Annotated in this window: 19 protein-coding genes; 9 read left to right on the forward strand and 10 right to left on the reverse strand. The window is 69.9% G+C overall.

Annotated features, from left to right (window positions below; all coding sequences use genetic code 11):
• Positions 1 to 133: 133 nt before the first annotated feature.
• Complete coding sequence (locus ACGFI6_RS17205; protein ID WP_393119474.1) at positions 134 to 898, forward strand: ABC transporter ATP-binding protein; 765 nt, start codon at positions 134 to 136, stop codon at positions 896 to 898.
• The gene (locus tag ACGFI6_RS17210) at positions 895 to 2,226 is read left to right on the forward strand and encodes an FtsX-like permease family protein (protein ID WP_393119476.1); all 1,332 of its coding nucleotides are present in this window, start codon (positions 895 to 897) and stop codon (positions 2,224 to 2,226) included. The genes ACGFI6_RS17205 and ACGFI6_RS17210 overlap by 4 nt, the downstream gene beginning before the upstream one ends.
• 3 nt (positions 2,227 to 2,229) lie before the next feature.
• Here ACGFI6_RS17210 and cphA read toward each other — a convergent pair whose 3' ends face one another.
• The 6 genes from cphA to ACGFI6_RS17240 form a co-directional block, all read right to left on the reverse strand.
• Complete coding sequence (gene cphA, locus ACGFI6_RS17215) at positions 2,230 to 5,049, reverse strand: cyanophycin synthetase (RefSeq protein WP_393119478.1); 2,820 nt, start codon at positions 5,047 to 5,049, stop codon at positions 2,230 to 2,232.
• Positions 5,050 to 5,055: 6 nt separating this feature from the next.
• Positions 5,056 to 6,129, reverse strand: a complete 1,074-nt coding sequence (locus tag ACGFI6_RS17220; protein ID WP_393119480.1) for a cyanophycinase — start codon at positions 6,127 to 6,129, stop codon at positions 5,056 to 5,058.
• A gap of 26 nt (positions 6,130 to 6,155) precedes the next feature.
• Complete coding sequence (locus ACGFI6_RS17225; RefSeq protein WP_393119482.1) at positions 6,156 to 7,514, reverse strand: carbohydrate-binding protein; 1,359 nt, start codon at positions 7,512 to 7,514, stop codon at positions 6,156 to 6,158.
• Between the two features lie 95 nt (positions 7,515 to 7,609).
• Complete coding sequence (locus ACGFI6_RS17230; protein ID WP_393119484.1) at positions 7,610 to 8,491, reverse strand: GNAT family N-acetyltransferase; 882 nt, start codon at positions 8,489 to 8,491, stop codon at positions 7,610 to 7,612.
• A 37-nt stretch (positions 8,492 to 8,528) separates the two neighbouring features.
• Complete coding sequence (gene serB / locus ACGFI6_RS17235; protein WP_393119485.1) at positions 8,529 to 9,740, reverse strand: phosphoserine phosphatase SerB; 1,212 nt, start codon at positions 9,738 to 9,740, stop codon at positions 8,529 to 8,531.
• 275 nt (positions 9,741 to 10,015) lie between these two features.
• A complete protein-coding gene (locus tag ACGFI6_RS17240) occupies positions 10,016 to 10,750 on the reverse strand; it encodes a hypothetical protein (protein WP_393119487.1) in 735 nt (244 codons plus the stop codon).
• Positions 10,751 to 10,811: 61 nt separating this feature from the next.
• Here ACGFI6_RS17240 and ACGFI6_RS17245 point away from each other — a divergent pair, with 61 nt between their 5' ends.
• The 4 genes from ACGFI6_RS17245 to ACGFI6_RS17260 all read left to right on the forward strand — a co-directional run bounded on the left by ACGFI6_RS17245 (position 10,812) and on the right by ACGFI6_RS17260 (position 14,877).
• Positions 10,812 to 11,594, forward strand: a complete 783-nt coding sequence (locus tag ACGFI6_RS17245; protein ID WP_393119489.1) for an ABC transporter ATP-binding protein — start codon at positions 10,812 to 10,814, stop codon at positions 11,592 to 11,594.
• Positions 11,595 to 12,129: 535 nt separating this feature from the next.
• A complete protein-coding gene (locus ACGFI6_RS17250) occupies positions 12,130 to 12,648 on the forward strand; it encodes an NfeD family protein (protein ID WP_393119491.1) in 519 nt (172 codons plus the stop codon).
• Between the two features lie 80 nt (positions 12,649 to 12,728).
• Positions 12,729 to 13,898 carry an SPFH domain-containing protein gene (locus ACGFI6_RS17255; RefSeq protein ID WP_393119493.1) on the forward strand — a complete coding sequence of 390 codons (1,170 nt, stop codon included), beginning with the start codon at positions 12,729 to 12,731 and terminating at the stop codon, positions 13,896 to 13,898.
• 232 nt (positions 13,899 to 14,130) lie between these two features.
• Positions 14,131 to 14,877 carry a sulfite exporter TauE/SafE family protein gene (locus ACGFI6_RS17260; protein WP_393119494.1) on the forward strand — a complete coding sequence of 249 codons (747 nt, stop codon included), beginning with the start codon at positions 14,131 to 14,133 and terminating at the stop codon, positions 14,875 to 14,877.
• A gap of 42 nt (positions 14,878 to 14,919) precedes the next feature.
• On the opposite strand, the gene ACGFI6_RS17265 is transcribed toward ACGFI6_RS17260, so the two are convergent.
• Positions 14,920 to 15,561: a TetR/AcrR family transcriptional regulator gene (locus tag ACGFI6_RS17265; protein ID WP_393119496.1), complete on the reverse strand. Its 642-nt coding sequence runs from the start codon at positions 15,559 to 15,561 to the stop codon at positions 14,920 to 14,922.
• A 64-nt stretch (positions 15,562 to 15,625) separates the two neighbouring features.
• Between ACGFI6_RS17265 and ACGFI6_RS17270 the strand changes: the two genes are divergently transcribed.
• On the forward strand, positions 15,626 to 16,579 hold the full coding sequence (locus ACGFI6_RS17270; protein WP_393119498.1) for a zinc-binding alcohol dehydrogenase family protein: 954 nt from the start codon (positions 15,626 to 15,628) through the stop codon (positions 16,577 to 16,579).
• A gap of 13 nt (positions 16,580 to 16,592) precedes the next feature.
• Positions 16,593 to 17,027, forward strand: coding sequence for an organic hydroperoxide resistance protein (locus ACGFI6_RS17275; protein WP_393119500.1), 435 nt, complete (start codon positions 16,593 to 16,595; stop codon positions 17,025 to 17,027).
• 8 nt (positions 17,028 to 17,035) lie between these two features.
• On the opposite strand, the gene ACGFI6_RS17280 is transcribed toward ACGFI6_RS17275, so the two are convergent.
• The 3 genes from ACGFI6_RS17280 to ACGFI6_RS17290 all read right to left on the reverse strand — a co-directional run bounded on the left by ACGFI6_RS17280 (position 17,036) and on the right by ACGFI6_RS17290 (position 18,866).
• A complete protein-coding gene (locus tag ACGFI6_RS17280; RefSeq protein WP_393119754.1) occupies positions 17,036 to 17,860 on the reverse strand; it encodes a helix-turn-helix domain-containing protein in 825 nt (274 codons plus the stop codon).
• Positions 17,861 to 18,039: 179 nt separating this feature from the next.
• Entirely contained in the window at positions 18,040 to 18,570 is a 531-nt protein-coding gene (locus ACGFI6_RS17285; RefSeq protein WP_393119502.1) for a YbaK/EbsC family protein, read from the reverse strand.
• Positions 18,567 to 18,866, reverse strand: coding sequence for a GNAT family N-acetyltransferase (locus ACGFI6_RS17290; RefSeq protein WP_393119504.1), 300 nt, complete (start codon positions 18,864 to 18,866; stop codon positions 18,567 to 18,569). The genes ACGFI6_RS17285 and ACGFI6_RS17290 overlap by 4 nt, the downstream gene beginning before the upstream one ends.
• 98 nt (positions 18,867 to 18,964) lie before the next feature.
• Here ACGFI6_RS17290 and ACGFI6_RS17295 point away from each other — a divergent pair, with 98 nt between their 5' ends.
• Positions 18,965 to 20,557: an MFS transporter gene (locus tag ACGFI6_RS17295; RefSeq protein WP_393119505.1), complete on the forward strand. Its 1,593-nt coding sequence runs from the start codon at positions 18,965 to 18,967 to the stop codon at positions 20,555 to 20,557.

Genomic DNA, 20,557 nt, shown 5'->3' on the forward strand with positions numbered 1-20,557 from the left:
CCACCCTTCGTGACGAAATACTAGTCGAGCTTAATTTCGTTCCGCCATCTCATCGGATGGTGGAGTTATCTCCACCGGTGAAAGTAGGCGTGCCACACCAGTTTCGTCACGCTCTGTTGCGTACGGTGTAAGCATGATTCGTACACCATACGCACCCGCCGTCGAGCTCGACGATGTCGTCAAGACGTACGGCGAGGGCGCCGGCGCGGTGACCGCACTCGACCACGTCTCGATCGCGTTCCCCGCGCAGAGCTTCACCGCCGTGATGGGCCCGTCCGGCTCCGGCAAGAGCAGCCTGCTGCAGTGCGCCGCCGGCCTCGACCGCCCGACCTCCGGGACCGTCACCGTCGACGGGACCGAACTGACCGGACTCGACGACCGCACGCTCACCAAGCTGCGCCGCGAGCGTCTCGGTTTCGTGTTCCAGGCGTTCAACCTGCTGCCGACGCTGACCGTCCGGCAGAACGTCGTCCTGCCGCTCGAACTCGGCCGCCGTCGCGTCGACTCCGCGGCCGTGGATCAGTTGCTGGCCCGGCTCGGGCTCGGGGAACGGACCACGCACTACCCGAGCGAGCTGTCCGGTGGTCAGCAACAGCGCGTCGCGATCGCCCGCGCGGTGCTCGCCGGCCCGGCGGTGATCTTCGCCGACGAGCCGACCGGCGCACTGGACACCAACGCCGCGGCCGAAGTGCTCGCACTGCTGCGGGAGTCCGCGGCACGCCAGACGATCGTGATGGTCACCCACGACCCGGTCGCGGCGTCGTACGCCGACCGCGTGGTGTTCTTCGCCGACGGCCGGATCGCGGACGTGATGGAGGAACCGGTCGCCGAGGCAGTCGCCACCCGGATGACCCAGCTCGGCGCCCGCGCGCGGGTGGCTGGAGGTGCGCACCGATGATTCGCCTGGCTGTACGCACGGTGCGCCGGCGCTGGACGTCGTACCTCGCCTCCGGTGCTGTGCTGCTCGCAGGGACCGCTCTGCTGACCGCGTTCGCGTTGCTGCTCGAGACGGGTCTGTCCCCGGCCGCGCAGGGCTCCGACACCCTCGTGCTGTTGCCGGTGATCCTCGGCAGCTGGACCGTCCTGATCGTCGGATTCGGCGTGGTGTCGACGATCGCTCTGACGGTCCAGCAACGCGAGCGCGAACTCGCCCTGCTGCGTTCGCTCGCGGCGACCAGCGGTCAGGTGCGTGGCGTCGTCATCACCGAGATCCTCGTGGTCGCGGTACCGATGATTGCCGTCGGCATCGTTCCGGGTCTCGGGCTCGGCGCGCTGGTGCTGTCCCGGCTGACTGCCGTTGGCATCGCGCCGGACGGACTGGGCCCGCAGATCGGCGGCCTGACCCTCGGCGGCGGGTCGGCACTTGCCGCTGTGACCGCGGTCGTTGCGGCGATCGTCGCCAGCCGGCGTGCGGGCGCCGTACCGCCGGTCCGTGCCCTGGCTGATGCCGCACTGACTCGTGGTCCTGCGCTCGGCCGGATCCGCCGGCGCGCAGGCCTGGTGGTGGCCGGCGTCGGCGCCGCGCTGAGCATCACGACGTTCTTCATGCCGAACGGCCCGATGCTGTCGAGCACTGCGGGACCGGCCGGTGTGGCGGTCGCGGTCGGCCTCGCGCTGCTGAGCCCTGCGATGATTCCCGCGCTCGGGCGGATCGCCGGTCGACTGTTCGACGCGCCGCTGCAGCTCGCCGGACGCACCCTGCTGACGCAGCCAGGTCGCGCGGCGGTCGTGGTGGCGCCCCTGGTGCTGCTGATCGGGATCGCGACCGGAACCCTTTACCAGCAGACCACCGAGGACAGCGTGCACCAAGGCGTCCACGAGCCTGGCGACGTGGCGTCGTTGTCGTCGGTGAACTACCTGATCGTCGCGATGATCGTGGCGTTCTGCTCGATCCTCGTCCTGAACACGCTGATCGCGGCCACCCGGCGCCGACGCCGCGAATTCGGCCTGCTGCGACTGACCGCTGCGACACGGAGCCAGGTGATCCGGATGGTGATCGCCGAGACGCTGCTGACCGGCGGGCTCTCCACGGTCCTCGGTACGGTCGCGGCCGCAGCCACGATCGCGCCGTACAGCATGGTGCGGACCGGGGGACTGCTGCCGCACGGCTCGGTCTGGATCTACCTGACCGTGGTCGCCGGGGCCTTTGTCCTCGCGTTCCTCGCCACGCTGCCGACCACCGTGCGCACGCTCTGGACCCCGCCGGTCGAGGCGCTGGTCGCCTAGCGGTCAGGCCGGCGCGGGTTCGGTGGGTTCGGCCTCCTCGTCCGGCTGGACGAAGTCGGGGTCGCCGCCCTCGTCACCGGAGCGCGCGCCGGCCTGGGCGAGGTGCGAGACCGACTCGAGCTCGGCCAGTACCGACTGGTGCTGGTCGACGCACAGGACCACGAGATCGCCCGGGTTCGAGCGGTTCAGCGCATGCCGTACGGCGTCCAGTTCGTCGAGCACGAGATCGACCTGCCGGCACCGCGCCCCGGCCGCCATCGCCTGGCGGACTCCGACCTCGACGAGCTTGGCCAGCTCGCCGCGCTTGCGGCCACGCAGCCGGGCGTCCTCCCGGACGACCACCACGTCGAAGTGCTGCGCCGCGACCTCACCGAGCTCGCGGATGTCGTCGTCGCGACGGTCGCCCGCGGTCGCCACCACACCGATCCGGGACGGCCGACCGGCCTCCGAGGACGCGTTCAGACTCTCGCCGAGCCGGTCGACGAAGTCGCCGAGCATCCGCATCGCGGGTGCGTTGTGGCAGTAGTCGACGATCACGCTGCGGCCGTCGACGTCGATCTCGTTGAGCCGGCCGGGCGACAGGTAGTACGACGTGCTGAACGTCCGCAGCCCCTGCCGGATGTCGTGCAGCGGCGCGCCGGCCGCGAACGCCGCCGCGGCCGCTGCCATCGTGTTCTGTACGTTCATCATCGCCCGCCCGCCGAACGTTGCCGGGAGCAAGTGTGTCCAGGCGAGCTGCATCGCCCGCCGGCCGTGCTTTACCACGATCATGTCGCCGAGGTCCGAGCGCTCCAGCACCACAGCCCGGCCACCGCGGCGGCAGTGCCCCTCGATGTAGTCGCGGACCTCGCTGCCCGGTTCGGCCATGCTGAACCAGACGACCTGCCCCGAGCACTTCCGGCGCATCTTCCGGACCAGCGGGTCGTCGGCGTTGAGTACGGCGTACCCCGTCCGCGGGACCGCCTCGACGAGCACGGACTTCACGTCAGCGAGCTGCTCGAGCGTGTCGATCCCGCGCAGCCCGAGGTGGTCCGGCTGGACGTTCAGGACGACCGCGACGTCGTTGCGCTCGTACCCGAGCCCCTCGCGCAGGATCCCGCCGCGCGCCACTTCGAACACCGCGAAGTCGACCCGCGGGTTCTGCAGCACCATCCGCGCGGACTTCGGCCCGGACGCATCCTGCCGGATCACCAGCCGTTCGTCGATCACGATGCCGTCGGTGGACGTCATCCCGACCTTGCGGCCCATGCCCTTGAAGACATGGCTGATCATCCGCGACGTGGTGGTCTTGCCGTTGGTCCCGGTGACCGCGACGATCGGGATCCGGCTGGTCGCGCCGGGCGGGAACAGCATGTCCACCACGGGTTTCGCGATGTACTGCGGTTCGCCGATCGTCGGGTTCGTGTGCATCCGGAAGCCGGGCGCCGCGTTCACCTCGCAGATCGCGCCGCCGGTCTCACGCACCGGCTGGGTGATGTCGGGGCAGATGAAGTCGATGCCGGCGATGTCGAGCCCGATCATCCGGGCGGCTTCCTCGGCGATCTCGACGTTCTCCGGGTGCGCCTCCCAGGTCCGGTCGATGGAGATGCCGCCGGTGGACATGTTGCCGGTGAGGGTGAGCTTCACCATCACGTCCTCGGGCGGTACGTCGTCCAGCTCGAACCCCTGGTCGCGAACCAGAGCTCGTGCCGCATTGTTGATCGTGATCCGGGTCAGGATCTTCTCGTGCCCGACGCCGCGGCGCGGATCGGCGTTGGTGATGTCAACGAGTTCGGCGACGGTGTGGACGCCGTCGCCGACCACGTGCGCGGGCACGCGCTCGGCGATCGCCTCCATCCGGCCGTTGATGATCAGGCACCGGTAGTCCTTGCCGGTGACGAAGTTCTCCACGATCACGTACCCGCGCCGGGACTGCTCGGCCGCGATCGGGAACGCCTCGCGGACCGCGTCGGCGTCCAGCAGGTTCAGGCAGACGCCGCGCCCGTGGTTGCCGTCGAGCGGCTTGCACACCACGGGATAACCGATCTTGTTCGCGATGGTGACGGCCTCGTCGACCGTACGGATCGACTCCGACCGCGGCACCGGCAGCCCGGCCGAGGCGAGCAGCCGCGTGGTCAGGTCCTTGTCGCTCGCGACGTCGACCGCGATCGATCCGGTCTCGGACGTCATCGTGGCCCGGATCCGCTTCGCGTGCACGCCCTGCCCGAGCTGCACCAGGCTCGCCTTGTTCAGCCGGATCCACGGGATGTCCCGGGAGACCGCCTCGTCGACGATCGCCTGCGTCGACGGGCCGAACGCGGTCCGCTCGGCCTGCTTGATGAACCGCTCCAGCTCCTGCGTGAAGTCGAACGCCGACGGTCCGTTCTTCGTTTGGGGCTCGACGAGGTTGTTCACGAACCGTACGGCCAGCTCGCCCGCGGCCAGCCCGACCGCTTCGTCGGCGTACGCGTAGGTGATGTTGTAGATGCCCGGCGAGCCCTTCACCTGCCGCGTCTTGCCGCGGCGCATGTCGTGACCGGCCTCCTGCTGGAGCTGCAGCGAGACGTGCTCGGCGATGTGGCCGAGCCAGGTGCCCTCGTGGAGCCGCTCGATGAAGCCGCCGCGGCGGCCGCGCGAGCAGTGGTGCTGGTCGAGGCGCGGGAGGTCGGCGAGCAGTCGCTCGGTGAAGCCGGGGATGGTGTTCGACGGGAACTGCTCCAGCGAGCCGAGATCGACGACCAGATGGATCGCGGGTTCGTAGCTCCAGACGTTCGGCCCGCGATAGACGCGGGTCTCGATGATCTTCAGGTCAGGGGCAGGCGAAGGTGTGGTGCTGTCGGTCATGGAGTGTCACTGTTCTGGTTGCAAGCGGTCGGGGAGTTCGGGTCCGGCGCCGGCCGCCTGTGCTGGTCTGCTCAGGGGCTCGGTCGCCTCCGGTCTGGACTCCTCGGCCATTGGCGATACGGCGGGGCGCTTCGCCGTCCGGCGTCCCGCCCGCCGCTTGCGCTCCGCGTAGTAGCGCGGCGACACGCCCTCGGCGGCGATCTCCTTGGCCAGCTTGCGCAGGTCGGCCTCGGCGGCCGCCAGTTCGGCGATCTCCTCGGCCGGCGGCTGCGGACCGTACGACAGCAGCACCCGGTTCTGCAGATCGAACGTCGCGGTGGCCGGCAGCACGTGCAGGACGACACCGGAGGCGAGGATCGGCTCCGATCGCTTGGCGTTGTGGGCGTTCGACGTGATGTGGGTGCCGTCGAAGATCGTCACCGCGCCGCGGCCGACGACCTCGAGATGGGTGCCGCGGACAACCGCCGCGGTGTCCTCGTCGACGCCGATGCCGAGCAGGCCGGGGGACTGCGCGACCAGCGACAGCAGGCGGCCGTACCGGTTCCGCTGGGCGAAGTGCTGGTCGACGATCGCGCCCTGCACCAGGCCGAGGCCGCCGGACAGCTGGCTCATCCGCTGCCGCGGGGTCGCACCGGAGCGGCCGAACGCGATCATGTGCTCCGCGAGGATGCTGGCGCCGGCCGACGTACCGCCGACGGCTGCCCCGCGCGCGTGCGCGGCCGTCACCGCACGGCCGAACGCAGTACCGGTCACGACCCCCGCGAGCTTGAGCTGGTTGCCTCCGGTCATGAAGATCCCGGTCGCGTCGTTCAGCGCGGCGATCACGGCTGGGTCGTCGGCGTCCTCCCGGGTCTCCGGGCGGACGCCGACCACACTCTCGGCGCCGAGCGCCGCGAACAGCGCCCGGTACACGTCGATGACGTCGGGGCCGAGCGCGGACGCCGTGGGCACCACGACGATCCGCGCCTTCGACCCACCGGCGGCCGCGACGAACTCCTGCAGCACCGTGCGCTTCTTCAGCTTGTCCTCGGCGCCGCCGATGGCGAACAGGGCACCCGGCCCACCCTGCAGTTCTGACATAAGCGGAATGGTAGGTGCTACCTACCTCAGTGACCGAACGTGAACCAGTTCAGGTTGACGAAGTCGGCCGGCTGGCCGCTCGTGAACGTGATGTAGACATCGTGGGTGCCGGTGACGGTGGACATATTCGCGGGGACGGTTCGCCAGGACTGCCAGCCGCCGGTGTTGCCGATCGCGAAGCTGCCGATCGGAGCGTTCGACCTACTGTCCAGGCGTACCTCGACCAGGCCGCTGACCCCGCCCGCGGCGCCGGACGCGACCCGGGCCACGAACTGCGTCGCCGGCGTGCTGCCGAAGTCGATCCCGCGGTACAGCGCCCAGTCGCCGTTGCCGATCTGCATCAGGTTCTGGCCGCCGCCGGTGTCGGTCGTGGTCTCCACGCCCATCCCGGACTGCTGGCTGGACGCCTCCGCCTGCAGCGTTCCGTACGCGGAGGAGCCGCCGGGCGGGGGAGTCGTCGTACCGCCATCGCCCTTCGTCGACACGGCCACGTAGTCGACGACCATCGGCTTGTCCGGGATCGTCGAGGCGCGCGGGGTCGGCCCGTTCAGCGCGTCCGGGAACGCGCCGCCGATCGCGAGGTTCAGCAGGACGAAGTACCCCGCGTGCGAGGTCATGTTCGCCCACGTGTCGGCCGGGAACTGGCTCTGGCTGAGCGAGTGGAACTGCTGCCCGTCGACGTACCACCGGAGCTGATTCGGTGCGACGGAGGTGTCCCACTCGAACCGGTAAGTGTGGAACGCCGACTGGCAGGTCGAGCCGGGGCAGGCACGGTTCGCGCCGAGGCCGGTGGTCTCGTTGCACGGGCCGCCCGGGTTCACGCCGCAGTGCAGCACGCCCCAGACCGAGTTGATCCCGTTGACGTTCTCCATGATGTCGAACTCGCCGATGCCCGGCCAGTTCCAGTAGTTGCCGCGGTACGGCGCACCGAGCGCCCAGAACGCCGGCCAGTACCCGAGCGCGGCGTCGCCGGTGACGTTCGGCATCTGGATCCGGCTCTCGATCGCCAGCACCCCTCCGGCCGGCGGTTTGAAGTTCGAGCGCTGGGACTCGATCCGGCCCGACGTCCAGTTGCCGGATGCGTCCCGGCGGGGCGTGATCTTGAGGTTCCCGGCGCCGTCGAGGGACAGGTTGTTCGTGCTGTTGGTGTAGTTCTGGATCTCGCCGGTACCCCAGTTCCCGGGGCCGCCCGGGTAGCCGTGGCCGGTGTCGATGATCCAGTTGGAACCCGACGGCAGGGTGCCGTTGGCTCCGTTGAAGTCGTCGCTCCACACCGTCGTCCAGTCGGCGGGTGGGGTGGGAACGTTCGCCTCCGCGGCGACGCCGAGAGAGACGACGGCGAGGAGTGGGGCGATCAGGGCGATTGCGATGGGGCGGACACGCATGCTGACCTCCAGGGGCGGTGGATGAGGCCAATGTGAGCGCTCTCACGCACCCTGTCAACAGCCAGGCCCTGTCTGGTGGTCCAGACAGGACCTAGTCACAGCTCCGTTCGGTACACGGTCGAGCTGCGCCGGACCTTCATGCCGAGGCGTTCGTACATGGCGAGCGCGCCGGTGCCGGAGTGCGTCCAGAGCGTCAGCGTCTGCCTGCCCTGCCGGCCCATTTCGAGCGCCGCGTAGGTCAGCAGCGCGCGGGCCAGTCCGCGGCCGCGGAAGTCACTCCGTACGGCGAGCTGGTCGACGTACCCGTCGGGGGAGTCCGGGAGGTCCAGACTGATCACGGCGCCGACGACCTCGTCACCCGCGACCGCGACCGGGGACAGCGCTGCGTTGAAGCTCGAGCGTTCGATGGACGTCCCGGCCCATTCCTCGTACGGGTGCCGCCGGGGCTGCCAGTCGTCGAACGCGTCCTGCACGACCTTGTACACCGCCTGCGCGTCGTCCTCCGCGAACGGCCGCAGCGTCACGCCCTGGGGCAGCACCGGCGCATCCCCGTCGACCGGCCGCTCGAGCAACCAGTTGGTGGCGAGCACCTCGTACCCACGGGAGCGGAGCAGCGTCGTACCGGCCTCGTCCGCGTCGTCGACGGTCTGCGCGACCCGTTCGCTGTGGTGCTCGCGGGAACGGTCCTCGACCCAGCCGACCAGCTCGGTCCCGAGACCACGGCCGGCGTACGACGGATGGACGTCGACCTGTGAACGCCGTCCACCGTGGACCCACGCCCAGGCAGCGATGTCGCCGTCCGGAGTCGTGACCACCCGGGTGTCGAGGTCGAGCGTGATCAGCGGACGCTGCAGATCGGCGGCCACCGCGTCCGGGACCGACTGCACCTGGGCGTGCCAGGCCTGCTCGTTGGCGGCGATGATGGCGTGGATCGCCGGGGCGTCGGCAAGGGTGGCGGGGCGGGTGCGGAAGTCCATGCGCCGATCTTGCCGTACGGCCGGACGCCGGCCGTGGTCAGGCCGGGTTGTCGGCGTCCGCGTTCTCGACTTCCTCGCGGGTGATGCCGAGCAGGTACAAGATGGTGTCCAGGTACGGCACGCTCAGGTGGGTGTCGGCGGCCGCGCGGACCACCGGCTTGGCGTTGAACGCGACCCCGAGGCCCGCGGCGGCGAGCATGTCGAGATCGTTGGCGCCGTCACCGATCGCGACGGTCTGGGTCAACGGCGTCCCGGACTCCGCGGCGAACTGGCGCAGTGCTGTTGCCTTGCCCGGCCGGTCGACGATCTCGCCGACGACCCGGCCGGTGAGCTTGCCGTCGGCGATCTCGAGCTCGTTCGCCTTCGCGTAGTCGATGCCGAGCTCGGCCGCGAGTTTGCCGGTGATCTGGCTGAAGCCGCCGCTGACGATCGCGAACTGGTACCCGAGCCGCTTGAGCGTCCGGACCAGCGTCCGCGCTCCCGGCGCCAGCTCGATCGCGGCGTACACCTCGTCGAGCGCCGAGACCGGCAGCCCTTCGAGCGCGGCGACCCGGTGCCGCAGGGATTCCGCGAAGTCCAGCTCGCCGCGCATCGCCTGCTCGGTGACCGCGGCCACCTCTTCCAGCCGGCCGGCGTGCGCGGCGAGCATCTCGATGACCTCGCCCTGGATCAGCGTCGAGTCGACGTCCATCACGATCAGCCGCTTCGCGCGCCGGTACAGTCCACCGTCCTGTACGGCGATGTCGAGCCCCTGCCGCACGCCTTCCTGGGCGAGGACGGTCCGCAGGGACTCCGGCTCCACACCGGAGACGGCGATCTCCATCGCGGTCACCGGGTACCGCGCCATCCGGCTGATCCGGTCGATGTTCGCGCCGGTGTCCGCGATCCGCCCGGCGACCGCGGCGAGACCGGCGGCCGACAGCGGGTGGCCGATGATCGTCACCTGGCTGCGGCCCTTGCGCCGCGGCTCGTTGTCGCCGACACCCTTCTTGACCGAGATGTCGACGTCGAGAACGTTCGCGAGCGACTTGAGCTCTTCCTTCAGGTCCTTGTGGTCGCGGGGCGCGGACAGCAGGACGCCGAGCACCAGGCGCCCCCGGAGCACGACCTGCTCGGCGTCGATCACCTCGAGCCCGCGGGTCGCGAGCGTGGACAGCACCGCGGACGTCAGCCCCGGACGGTCGGTCCCGGTCAGCGTCACGAGCAACGTCGGCCGTTCGGCCGCCTCAACCTCACCGAGTCCAGTCATCTCGCACCGAACGCTACCCAAAGCACCCGCCGCCCGGTGCGCCGGTCCAGATCTTGAGGGCAAACACAGGGCCCGGCGGGTGTGCACAGGTTCCAGCGGGTGTGCACAGGTTATTTCGTGTGCACCGCCCCCGGACGATGTCCTGACCCACCGTGCACGGCGCGCCCCGGCGGCACCGCTGAGCCCCGGCCGGGCAGGGCCCGGCTGCCACTTAAGCGTGGTCGGTGGGGCGGGCTGCTACTTAGGGGTGGTCGGGTGGGGCAGGACGCTGCTGCTCAGGCGTGGATGGGTGGGGCGCAGGCTGCGACTAGGGCTCGGCGGGCGGCGGTGGCCAGGTCCAGGAGGGCTCGGCGGCGGGCGTCGGCCTCGGCGCCGGTGACCGCGGCACCGTCGTCCTCGAGCGCGGCGTCGGCGATCGCCAGGCAGCGCCGCGCGGTCGCGGCGGCCTTCACCGCGCGCGGCTCGTAGCCGGGGGCAAGCTCGTCGCCGGACCCGCGCCCGATCTTGCGGATGTCGATCAGCGCATCCGCGACCTCCGGCTTCCACTTCGCCACCTCGAGAGCGGCCAGCGACTCGGCCGCATCGATCAGCGCCATCCGCAGACCACGATCCGCCTCTCCGAAGTCGGCCGGCCGCGGGCTCGCCGCCGGCAGTACGGACCATTGCACCGACGGACCGACGTACGACGGAACCAGTCCGAGCTCAGGCCCGGTCAGGACGACCGCCTCGCCGATCTCCAGCGCGGCCTCGTTGAACGTGGGTGGACCGGCCAGACCGATCGGGTCGCCGGGGACGGGCAGCGCGAGGTGCGCCTGCCGGGTGCCCGCGGCGCGGAGCAGGTTGAGGGCGACCGGCAGCGTGGCCGGCTCGGGATGCCCGGCCAGGCCCGCGATGTGGTGACCGACGTCGTCGCCGAGGATCTTCTCCGCGGCGGTGTCGGGATCGCAGGCGCCGGTCAGCATCGCGTTGGTCCAGACCGTGAACCGGACCGAGGCGGAGGTCGTCAGCACGACCGTGATTCTCGCACCACCCGGCAGCCGGTCGCGAACGGCGACCCCTTAGGTTTTGTCCATGACTGCAGTGGTGGAGCTGGCCGGGGTGACGGTCGTCCGGGGAGACGCGCGCCTGCTCGACGGGATCGACTGGACGATCGACGAGGCCGATCGCTGGGTGGTCATCGGGCCGAACGGTGCCGGCAAGACCACGCTGCTGCAGATCCTCGCCGCCCAGGTGCATCCGACGGCCGGCGTTGCCGGGCTGCTCGGTGACGTGCTCGGCGCGGTCGACGTGTTCGAGCTGCGGCCGCGGATCGGGCTGACCAGTGCCGCGCTCGCGGACCGGCTACCGAAGAGCGAGCGGGTCTCCGACGTCGTCGTGTCGGCCTCGTACGCGGTCCTCGGTCGCTGGATCGAGGAGTACGACGAGCTCGACCACGAGCGGGCCGCCGCACTGCTGAGCGAGCTCGGTATCGCCCACCTCGCGGACCGTACGTTCGGCACCCTGTCCGAGGGGGAGCGCAAGCGGGTGCAGATCGCCCGTGCGCTGATGACCGACCCCGAGCTGATGCTGATGGACGAGCCCGCCGCAGGCCTGGACCTTACGGGTCGCGAACAGTTGGTCCGCTCGCTGAGCTCGATCGCGACCGCCGCCGGAGCGCCCGCGATGGTGCTCGTCACCCACCATGTCGAGGAGATCCCGCCCGGCTTCACCCACGCCCTGCTGCTCAAGCAGGGCCGTGTCGTCGCCGCCGGCCCGATGGACCAGGCCCTCACCGCCGAAACCCTCAGCGAAACCTTCGACCTGGCCCTGACCCTCACCCACGAAGACGCCCGCTACACAGCCCGAGCCCTCTAACCCACCCCACACCCCCGCGCCCCGCGCCGCCCGTGCCCGGCACCATCCGCGCCCCGCACCACCCCCGCGCTCGCCCGCTCCGCGGCGCCGCCCTCATTTGCCTGGCAGACCCAGGAATTTGGCTGGCAGACCCATCAAATGCGGGGTTCTGCACTCGTAACCACGGTGTAGAACCCCGGTTTTGATGGGTCTGCCAGGGAAATGGGGTTGGGGCCGCGGGGCCGGAGCGGGGAGGTCGGGCGCGGCGGCGGCCGGGGAGTGGGGCGGTGGCTGGGGAGTGCGGGGTGGTGCGGGGCCGCGGGTGGTGCGGGGCCGCGGGTGGTGCGGGGCGCGGGTGGTGCGGGGCGCGGCGGTGCCCGGGGAGTGGGGCGGTGGCCGGGGAGCGCGGGGTTGGTTGGGGAGTGCGGGAGTGGTTGGGGAGTGTGGCCGGGTGGGGGAGTTGGTGGGGGTGGGAGATGGGTGGGTGGGGGATCCGGCGGGGGTGGTGACGCGTCGAACATCTGCTGGGACCTCCGAAGGTGGATAGGCTTGGGAAATGATGGATTGGCTGCGGGACAACATGTGGGCGGCGTGGCTGACGATCGCCGCCGTCCTCGGTCTGGCCGAGTTGGCCTCCCTCGACTTCACGTTGCTGATGCTGGCCGCCGGCGCGCTCACCGCGGCCGGGGTGGCGGCGTTCTTGCCGGGACTGCTCTGGCTGCAGATCGTCGTCGCGCTGATCACCGCGGCCGCGATGCTCGGCGCGATCCGGCCGATGATCGTCCGCAAGATCCATCACGGCCAGGAGCTGAAGACCGGTTCGGCGCATGTGATCGGCCGGACCGGCGTCGTGGTCAAGGAGATCCATCCCGACGGCGGCGGCTCGATCCGGCTCGGCGGTGAGCTCTGGACCGCCAGTCCGTACGACGAGGTGTCGACGATCGCGCCCGGGACCCGCGTCGAGGTGATGAAGATCGACGGCGCGACCGCGGTCGTGTATCCGGTCAGCGACCCGCTGCACCACGAGCTCGAGGGCTCCGAGCCGCCGAAACCGCAGGACCCGCCGCAGTCCTGAGCGTTGAGTGGTCCCCTACTCGCAGTAGTGTCGGAGTACGGCGGCAGATTGTCCGTCCGATCGTTCGAGTGGAGGGTCGAGTGACCGCGTTCCTCATAGTCCTGGCACTGGTCGCCCTGGTGGTGATCGTGACCTTGGTGAAGTCCGTCCGGGTGGTGCAGCAGCAGACCGTCGGCATCGTCGAGCGGTTCGGGAAGTTCAAGACCGGCCTGCAGCCGGGCCTGAACCTGCTGACCCCGTTCGTCGACAAGGTCCGTTACACCATCGACATGCGCGAGCAGGTGGTCGCGTTCCCGCCGCAGGGTGTCATCACCGAGGACAACCTGATGGTGTCGATCGACTCCGTCATCTACTTCCAGGTGAACGACCCGGTGCGGGCGACGTACGAGATCTCCAACTACATCCAGGCCATCGAGCAGCTGACCATGACCACGCTGCGGAACATCATCGGTGGCATGGACCTGGAGCAGACGCTGACCTCCCGCGAGGAGATCAACGAGAAGCTCCGGTACGTACTGGACGAGGCGACCGGCAAGTGGGGCATCCGGGTCAACCGGGTCGAGCTCCGCTCGATCGACCCGCCGCCCTCGATCCAGGACTCGATGGAGAAGCAGATGCGCGCGGACCGCGACAAGCGCGCCGCGATCCTCACCGCGGAAGGTATGCGGCAGTCGGCCGTCCTTTCCGCCGAGGGCCAGAAGCAGTCCGCGATCCTGACCGCCGAGGGTGACAAGCAGTCCCGCATCCTGCGTGCCGAGGCCGAGCGGCAGGCCCGGATCCTGAAGGCACAGGGTGAGGCGCAGGCCATCACCACGGTCTTCAACGCGATCCACGCCGGCAAGCCCGACCAGGGTCTGCTCGCCTACCAGTACCTGCAGATGCTGCCGTCGATCGCCCAGGGCGACGCGAACAAGCTCTGGATCGTGCCGAGCGAGATCGGCGACGCGCTCAAGGGTCTCGGCTCCGCGGTCGGCCAGGTGGCCGGCATCGCGCAGCAGGCCGAGGGCAACTGGGAGGCGCCGCAGCTCGACAACGGCCAGGTCCCGGAGATCGACAGCGCCGCCGCACCGGCCGCCGTCGCCGAGGCCGACAACGCGGTCCGCGAGGCGATCGCTGCCGCCGAGTCCGCCGCGGTCAGCACTCGCGGTCAAGCCGCTCCGAGCATGCCGTCGGTCCCGCCGCCGGCACCGACGAGCCAGCAGCAGCCGCCGGCCGCCGAGCCGCCGGCGCCGGAACCGCCGCAGCGGTAACCGCACCACGCGGCCCACACCACGCGGCCAGCACCACGCGGCCAGCACCACGCGGCCAGCACCATGCACAGCCCGCCCGGGAACCCGGGCGGGCTGTTTGCTTGCAGGCCACTTTGTGCACCAGATCCGGGCCGCCGAACGCTCGGCGTACGGATCTCATGCACAAGGTCGGGATGTTCAACCGCCGGACAGTTCTGCGGTCGTTGGGAGCGATGCGTAAAGTCTCTTAGCGATGACATGGTTCGAGGCGGTGTTCGTCCTGCTGGCGGGGATGGGCGCGGGAACGATCAACGCTGTGGTGGGGTCGGGCACGCTGCTCACGTTCCCCGCCCTGCTTGCCATCGGCGTTCCGCCGGTCCTGGCGAACGTCAGCAACACGGTCGGCCTGGCGCCGGGGGCCGCGGCGGGTGCGATCGGGTACCGCCGGGAGCTCGAAGGACAGCGCGGCCGGATGCTGCGCCTGGTACCGGCCTCGGTGATCGGCGGCATCCTCGGGGGAGTACTGCTGCTCACCACGCCGGACTCCGCGTTCCATGCCGTGGTGCCGGTGCTGATCCTGCTCGGCTGTCTGCTGGTCGCACTCCAGCCGTGGCTTTCGAAGTGGATCAGCGCGCCGTCACATCTGCACCGGGGCGCCTGGTGGGTGATCCCGGCCGTCTTCGCGACCGGTGTCTACGGCGGGTACTTCGGGGCCGCGCAAGGCGTGCTGCTGATGGCGGTCCTCGGTCTCGGCATGGACTCGAACCTGCAGCGGATGAACGGGCTGAAGAACGTGCTGGCGACGGCCGTGAACACGGTCGCCGCGATCCTGTTCGTGATCGTGCACGACATCGACTGGCTGGTCGCGGTGCTGATCGCGGTCGGCTCCACGATCGGCGGCTTCCTCGGCGCCCGCTACGGCCGTCGGCTTCCCCCGATCGCTCTCCGTGCGCTGATCGTCTGCATAGGCGTCGTTGCCATCGTCACCATGGTGTTCTGAGGGAAAGAAAAGAAGATAGAGGCGAAGTCGGTGTTCGAAGGGTCAGCGTTGGGTCAGGCCGGCTAGCAAGAGGTCCAGGCCGTAGTCGAACTGCTCGTCTCCGCCTGTGGTGCGGGCCAGCTCCGGCGCCAGTTCCACGACCGACGGGAACTCGCGCGCCGACAACGACTCCATCGAGGCCCGCAACCGCCGCCACGCCTCGGGATCGCGCCGCTCGGCCGCCATCTGGATCTCCCACGAGGTCGACCCGAGTGCGTACGTGAACAGCGTCGTGTGGGTCCGCGCCGCCGTCTCCGCGTCGAACCCGGCCGATCGCAGTACGCCGAGCAGACCCTCCGCGACCCGCGCCGTTTCGTGCCCGCTCAACGGGCGGCCGGCAAGTAGTTGCGCAAGGCAAGGGTGCTGGAGCATCAGCAGCCGCAGCGAACGGCATACCGACCGCACCTGGTCCTGCCACGACGCATCCGGCGGTACGACGGGCAGCAGCGACATCAGGTGATCGCGGACCGCGTCGTACAGGTCGTCCTTGTTCCGGAAGTAGGTGTAGAGGGCCATCGGGCCGACGCCCAGCTCGGCCGCGACGCCGCGCAGGCTGAACGCGTCGGTGCCCTTGGCCTCCATCAGGTCGAGCGCGGTCCGCACGATCAGATCGGCGCTCAAGGTGTTCCGCGGTGTCCGCGCCATCTGTGACCCACCTCCCTCCGATGTTCCTAACGTACAGCGTACAGTACGGGGTATAGTACGAGGTATGCGAGCCATTCAGATCACCGAGTTCGGCGGACCCGAGGTCCTCAAGGTCAGCGACGTCGCGGAGCCGGTCGCCGGCGACGGCCAGGTCCTGATCACGGTCGACCGCGCGGGTATCAACTACGCGGACACGCACCAGGTCGAGAACAGCTACCTGTCGAAGACCGAGCTGCCGCTGATTCCGGGCGGTGAGGTCGTCGGACGAACCGCGGACGGCCGCCGCGTGGTCGCCCTGGTCGGTTCCGGTGGGTACGCCGAGCAGGCCGTGGCCCACGCGCCGTACGCCTGGGATGTTCCGGAAGGTGTCACCGACGGTCAGGCGCTCGCTCTCGTACTGCAGGGGACCACCGCGTGGCACCTGCTGAAGACGTCGACGCACCTGCAGCCGGGGGAGTCGGTGCTCGTGCATGCCGGCGCCGGCGGTGTCGGATCGCTCGCCGTGCAGCTCGCGAAGCTCTGGGGCGCCGGCCGGGTGATCGCGACCGCCTCCACCGAGGAGAAGCGCCAGCAGGTGCTCGAGCTCGGCGCGGACGCGGCCATCGACGGTACGCCGGAAGGCCTGAAGGACCGGATCCTCGAGGCGAACGGCGGCAAGCGTGTCGACGTCGTGCTCGAGATGGTCGGCGGTCCGACGTTCGACGAGTCGTTCGATGCCCTGGCCCGCTTCGGCCGGCTGGTCACGTTCGGTGCGGCGTCCCGGCAGGCGGCCGCGCCGCTCGACCCGAGCCGGCTGATGAAGGGTTCGAAGACGGTCGCCGGGTTCTGGCTCGCCGACTGCTTCGCGGACCCGCAGTCGCTCGGCGGACCGCTCGCCGAGCTGTTCGACCTGACCGCGAGCGGAAAGCTCCGCCCGATCGTCGGCGGTGAGTACCCGCTGTCCGGCGTGGCGACCGCCCATGAAGACATGCGAGCCCGCCGCACCGTCGGCAAGCTCCTGCTCGACCCCACCCGCTGAGGAGATACCAGCTATGACGATTCCTGTTGAGAAGGTTGTTTACACCGCCCGCGCCACCGCGAACGGCGGCCGGGACGGCAAGGTTGCCACCGACGACGGCAGGCTCGACGTGACCGTCGCGCCGCCGGCCGAGATGGGCGGCGACGGCAACGGCACCAACCCGGAGCAGCTGTTCGCGGCCGGGTACGCGGCCTGCTTCCACAGCGCGCTGAAGCTCGTGGCGCGCAAGACCCGTCAGGACGCGGACGGCTCGACGGTCACCGCCGAGGTCGGCATCGGCCCGATCAACGGCGGCGCCGGCTTCGGCCTCGAGGTCGCCCTGGTCGTCACCCTGCCGGGCATCGACGACCGCGCCGCCGCCGAGGACCTGGTCGCGAAGGCGCACGAGGTCTGCCCGTACTCCAACGCCACCCGCGGCAACATCAAGGTCGACCTCAAGGTCGCCTGAACGGCTGACTAGACGCGGGCGAGGGCCTCTCGGAGGAGGGTCTCGGTGGTGGAGATCGGGTCGGCCGAGATGGTCAGGGTCTCCATGATCGCGACGTACTCGTCGACCTCTTCGGACTTGTCCAGGTACAGCGCGCTGGACGCGTGCTCGATGTAGACGACGTCCGGCAGGTCCTTGTCCGCGAACCGCATCAGCGTGAACGCGCCGCTCGCGCCGGAGCAGCCGCCGGCGGCGGCGAACGGCATCACCTGGAGCGTGACGTTCGGCCGCCGGGACCACTCGATCAGGTGCTCGATCTGGGCCTGCATCACGGCCGGGCCCCCGAGCGGCCGGTGCAGCACGGCCTCGTCGATGACCACCCAGAGCTTGGCCGGATTCGGCCGGGTGAGGATCTGCTGCCGGTCCATCCGCATCGCGACCCGCTGCTCGACCTCCTCCTCGGGGAGGAACGCCTTGCCCTGCTGGACGACGGCGCGCGCGTAGTCCTCGGTCTGCAACAGCCCGGGGACGAACATCAGCTCGTACGTCCGGATCAGGGCGGCGGCGAGCTCGAGGCCGACGTAGTTCGCGAACCAGGACGGCAGGACATCGCCGTACCGGGACCACCAGCCGGGGTTGTTCGCGGCGGTGGCCAGCTCCATCAGGCGGGCGCGCTCGTCCTCGTCGCCCATCCCGTACAGCTCGAGCAGGTCGCTGACGTCGCGCTCCTTGAACCCGACCCGGCCGAGCTCCATCCGGCTGACCTTGGACTCCGACGCGCGGATCCGCCAGCCCGCGTCGGCACGACTGAACCCGGCGGACTCGCGCATCCGCCGCAGCTGCCCACCGAGCATGATCCGGAGCGCGGTCGGACCGCCCTCGCCGCCGCTCACCGTTGCCTGCTCACTCACCTTGACCCACAACCCACCACGCACCCATTTCAGCGGGTGAGCCTACCGCTTGTCCACCATTACCGCCCGTTCGGCGCTCGGCGCGCCGAGATGCTTGACAAGGCGGTGACCGCCGGCCCGGCTCAGTGCTGGGCGAGGTCCAGGACCGTTGCTGATGGCAACTTGGCCAGCTCGTCGGCGTCGACGACGATCTTCGAGCCGCGGATGCCGCTGCCGATCACCACCTGGCCGGCGCGGACGACCGCCTCGTCGACGAGGACCGGCCAGTCGGCGGGCAGACCGATCGGCGTGATGCCGCCGTACTCCATGCCGGTACGGCCGACCGCGTCGTCCTGGGCGGCGAACGAGATCTTCCGGACGCCGAGGTGCTTGCGGATCACGCCGTTCACGTCGGCGCGGTCGGTGGCGAGCACCAGTACGGCGGCGTGCGACTCCTCGCCCGCGCGCTTGCCGAGCACGATCACACAGTTCGCCGAGGCCGCCATCGGTACGTCGTACTCCGCGCAGAACGCTGCGGTGTCGGCGAGCTCCGCGTCGATCGGGGCCGCGTACGCGTCCAGGTCGCCGAGGGCGTCCCGTACCGGCGCGGCGAGCAGCTCCGGTACGTCGGCCGCGGCCTTCCACTCGAGCTTGCCCATGATCGGGGCGGTCACTGCCGCGCCGCCTTCACCAGGTCGGCGTACTCGGTGTGCTCCTCGAGGAAGCTCTGGTAGAACGGGCAGGCCGGCTGCACCTGGAGACCCGCGTCGCGGGCGTCGTCCAGGGACCTGGTGGCGATCGTCCCGGCCACGCCACGGCCGCGGAACTCGGGCAGCGTCTCGGCGTGCAGGAACGTGATCACGTCCGGGTGCAGGCGGTAGTCGACGAAGCCCATCAAGGTGCCGTCCGCGTCGTGCGCCTCGTACCGGCTGCGCTCCTTGACATCGACGACAGTGATCTCATTCTCCATGCCCGCCACTCTAGCGAGCGTGACGCAGGGTTTTGACTTCCTCACTCCTGGGGTACCGGCGTTGGGGCTTTCGAGAGCACCGGCCGGGAGGAGCACCGATGAGCAACGAGCACGCGCTGGAGCACGGCAAGGCGATACCGAGTCTGGTGCCGGCCAGGATGGACCGGCTGCCGTGGACCAGGTTCCATTGGATGATCGTCGTCGGCCTCGGGGTCTCCTGGATCCTCGACGGCCTGGAGATCCAGCTCGTCTCGCTGGTCGGGAACGTGCTGAAGGAACCCGAGACCCTGCATCTCACGACCGCGCAGGTCGGGCTGATGGCCTCGATCTACCTGGGTGGTGAGGTCGTCGGCGCGCTCGTGTTCGGCCGACTGACCGACCGGCTCGGACGGCGCAACCTGTTCATCGTCACGCTGCTCGTCTACCTGATCGCATCCGGCGCGGCCGGCCTGTCCTGGGACATCGGCTCGCTGCTCGTCTTCCGGTTCATCGCCGGGATGGGAATCGGCGGTGAGTACGCCGCGATCAACTCCGCGATCGACGAGCTGATCCCGTCGAAGTACCGCGGCCGCGTCGACATCGGCGTGAACGGCACGTACTGGGGCGGCGCGCTGATCGGGTCGGCCGTCGCGCTGGTCTTCCTGAACAAGGACATCGTCCCGATCGAGTGGGGCTGGCGGCTGTGCTTCCTGATCGGTCCGGTGATGGGCCTGTTCATCATCTACCTGCGTCGGCACATCCCGGAGAGCCCGCGCTGGCTGATGACCCACGGCCGGGTCGAGGAGGCCGAGCGGACCGTCGACGAGATCGAGGAGACCGTCCGGCGGCAGGGCGGCGAACTGCGCGAGGTCCGCGACGACGAGGCGATCGAGCTGGTCGACTACCCGCCGGTGACGTACCGCGAGATCGCCCGGGTGATGCTCCGCGACTACCGCAGCCGCTCGTTCCTCGGCTTCTCGATGATGGTCACCCAGGCGTTCCTGTACAACGCGATCTTCTTCACCTACGCACTGGTGCTGAAGTCGTACTTCGGCCTGAACGACTCGAGCATCGCTATCTACTTCTTCCCGTTCGCGATCGGCAACCTGGCCGGCCCGCTGCTGCTCGGGCACTTCTTCGACACCATCGGCCGGCGCCGGATGATCCTCGCGACGTACTCCGTCTCGGCGGTGGTGCTGTTCATCACGGCGCTGCTGTTCAACGCCGGCTCGCTGAACGCGGCGACGCTGACGCTGATGTGGTGCGTGGTGTTCTTCTTCGCCTCGGCGGGCGCATCGTCGGCGTACCTGACGGTGAGCGAGATCTTCCCGATCGAGCTCCGCGGCCAGGCGATCTCGTTCTTCTTCGCGATCTCGCAGCTGACCGGTGGCGTGATCGCGCCGTACCTGTTCGCGTCGCTGATCGGTGAGGGTGACAACCCGGCCCGCGGCCCGCTGACGGTCGGCTACATCATCGGCGCTGCCGTGATGCTGGCCGGTGGTGTGATCGCGTGGTTCTTCGGCGTGGACGCGGAAGGACAGTCGCTGGAGAACGTCGCCAAGCCGTTGTCGGCGACCGGCAAGATCGGCAGCACCCGCTTCCAGGGGACCGCGCCGCGACTGCCGAGCACCGACGCGCAGGGGCGGCGGATCACCCCGGTCAAGCCGGAGGCGGAGCAGGGCGAGCAGCCCGATCAGCAGAACGAACCCTAA

The sequence above is a fragment of the Kribbella sp. NPDC048928 genome, from assembly GCF_043197975.1.
GTDB lineage: Bacteria > Actinomycetota > Actinomycetes > Propionibacteriales > Kribbellaceae > Kribbella.

Bases quoted from the DNA above. Each gene is read 5' to 3' on its own strand.
- ACGFI6_RS17205 (WP_393119474.1), top strand. From the start codon at position 134: ATGATTCGTACACCATACGCACCCGCCGTCGAGCTCGACGATGTCGTC.
- ACGFI6_RS17210 (WP_393119476.1), top strand. From the start codon at position 895: ATGATTCGCCTGGCTGTACGCACGGTGCGCCGGCGCTGGACGTCGTAC.
- cphA (WP_393119478.1), bottom strand. From the start codon at position 5,049: ATGACCGACAGCACCACACCTTCGCCTGCCCCTGACCTGAAGATCATC.
- ACGFI6_RS17220 (WP_393119480.1), bottom strand. From the start codon at position 6,129: ATGTCAGAACTGCAGGGTGGGCCGGGTGCCCTGTTCGCCATCGGCGGC.
- ACGFI6_RS17225 (WP_393119482.1), bottom strand. From the start codon at position 7,514: ATGCGTGTCCGCCCCATCGCAATCGCCCTGATCGCCCCACTCCTCGCC.
- ACGFI6_RS17230 (WP_393119484.1), bottom strand. From the start codon at position 8,491: ATGGACTTCCGCACCCGCCCCGCCACCCTTGCCGACGCCCCGGCGATC.
- serB (WP_393119485.1), bottom strand. From the start codon at position 9,740: ATGACTGGACTCGGTGAGGTTGAGGCGGCCGAACGGCCGACGTTGCTC.
- ACGFI6_RS17245 (WP_393119489.1), top strand. From the start codon at position 10,812: ATGACTGCAGTGGTGGAGCTGGCCGGGGTGACGGTCGTCCGGGGAGAC.
- ACGFI6_RS17250 (WP_393119491.1), top strand. From the start codon at position 12,130: ATGATGGATTGGCTGCGGGACAACATGTGGGCGGCGTGGCTGACGATC.
- ACGFI6_RS17260 (WP_393119494.1), top strand. From the start codon at position 14,131: ATGACATGGTTCGAGGCGGTGTTCGTCCTGCTGGCGGGGATGGGCGCG.
- ACGFI6_RS17265 (WP_393119496.1), bottom strand. From the start codon at position 15,561: ATGGCGCGGACACCGCGGAACACCTTGAGCGCCGATCTGATCGTGCGG.
- ACGFI6_RS17270 (WP_393119498.1), top strand. From the start codon at position 15,626: ATGCGAGCCATTCAGATCACCGAGTTCGGCGGACCCGAGGTCCTCAAG.
- ACGFI6_RS17275 (WP_393119500.1), top strand. From the start codon at position 16,593: ATGACGATTCCTGTTGAGAAGGTTGTTTACACCGCCCGCGCCACCGCG.
- ACGFI6_RS17280 (WP_393119754.1), bottom strand. From the start codon at position 17,860: ATGCTCGGTGGGCAGCTGCGGCGGATGCGCGAGTCCGCCGGGTTCAGT.
- ACGFI6_RS17290 (WP_393119504.1), bottom strand. From the start codon at position 18,866: ATGGAGAATGAGATCACTGTCGTCGATGTCAAGGAGCGCAGCCGGTAC.
- ACGFI6_RS17295 (WP_393119505.1), top strand. From the start codon at position 18,965: ATGAGCAACGAGCACGCGCTGGAGCACGGCAAGGCGATACCGAGTCTG.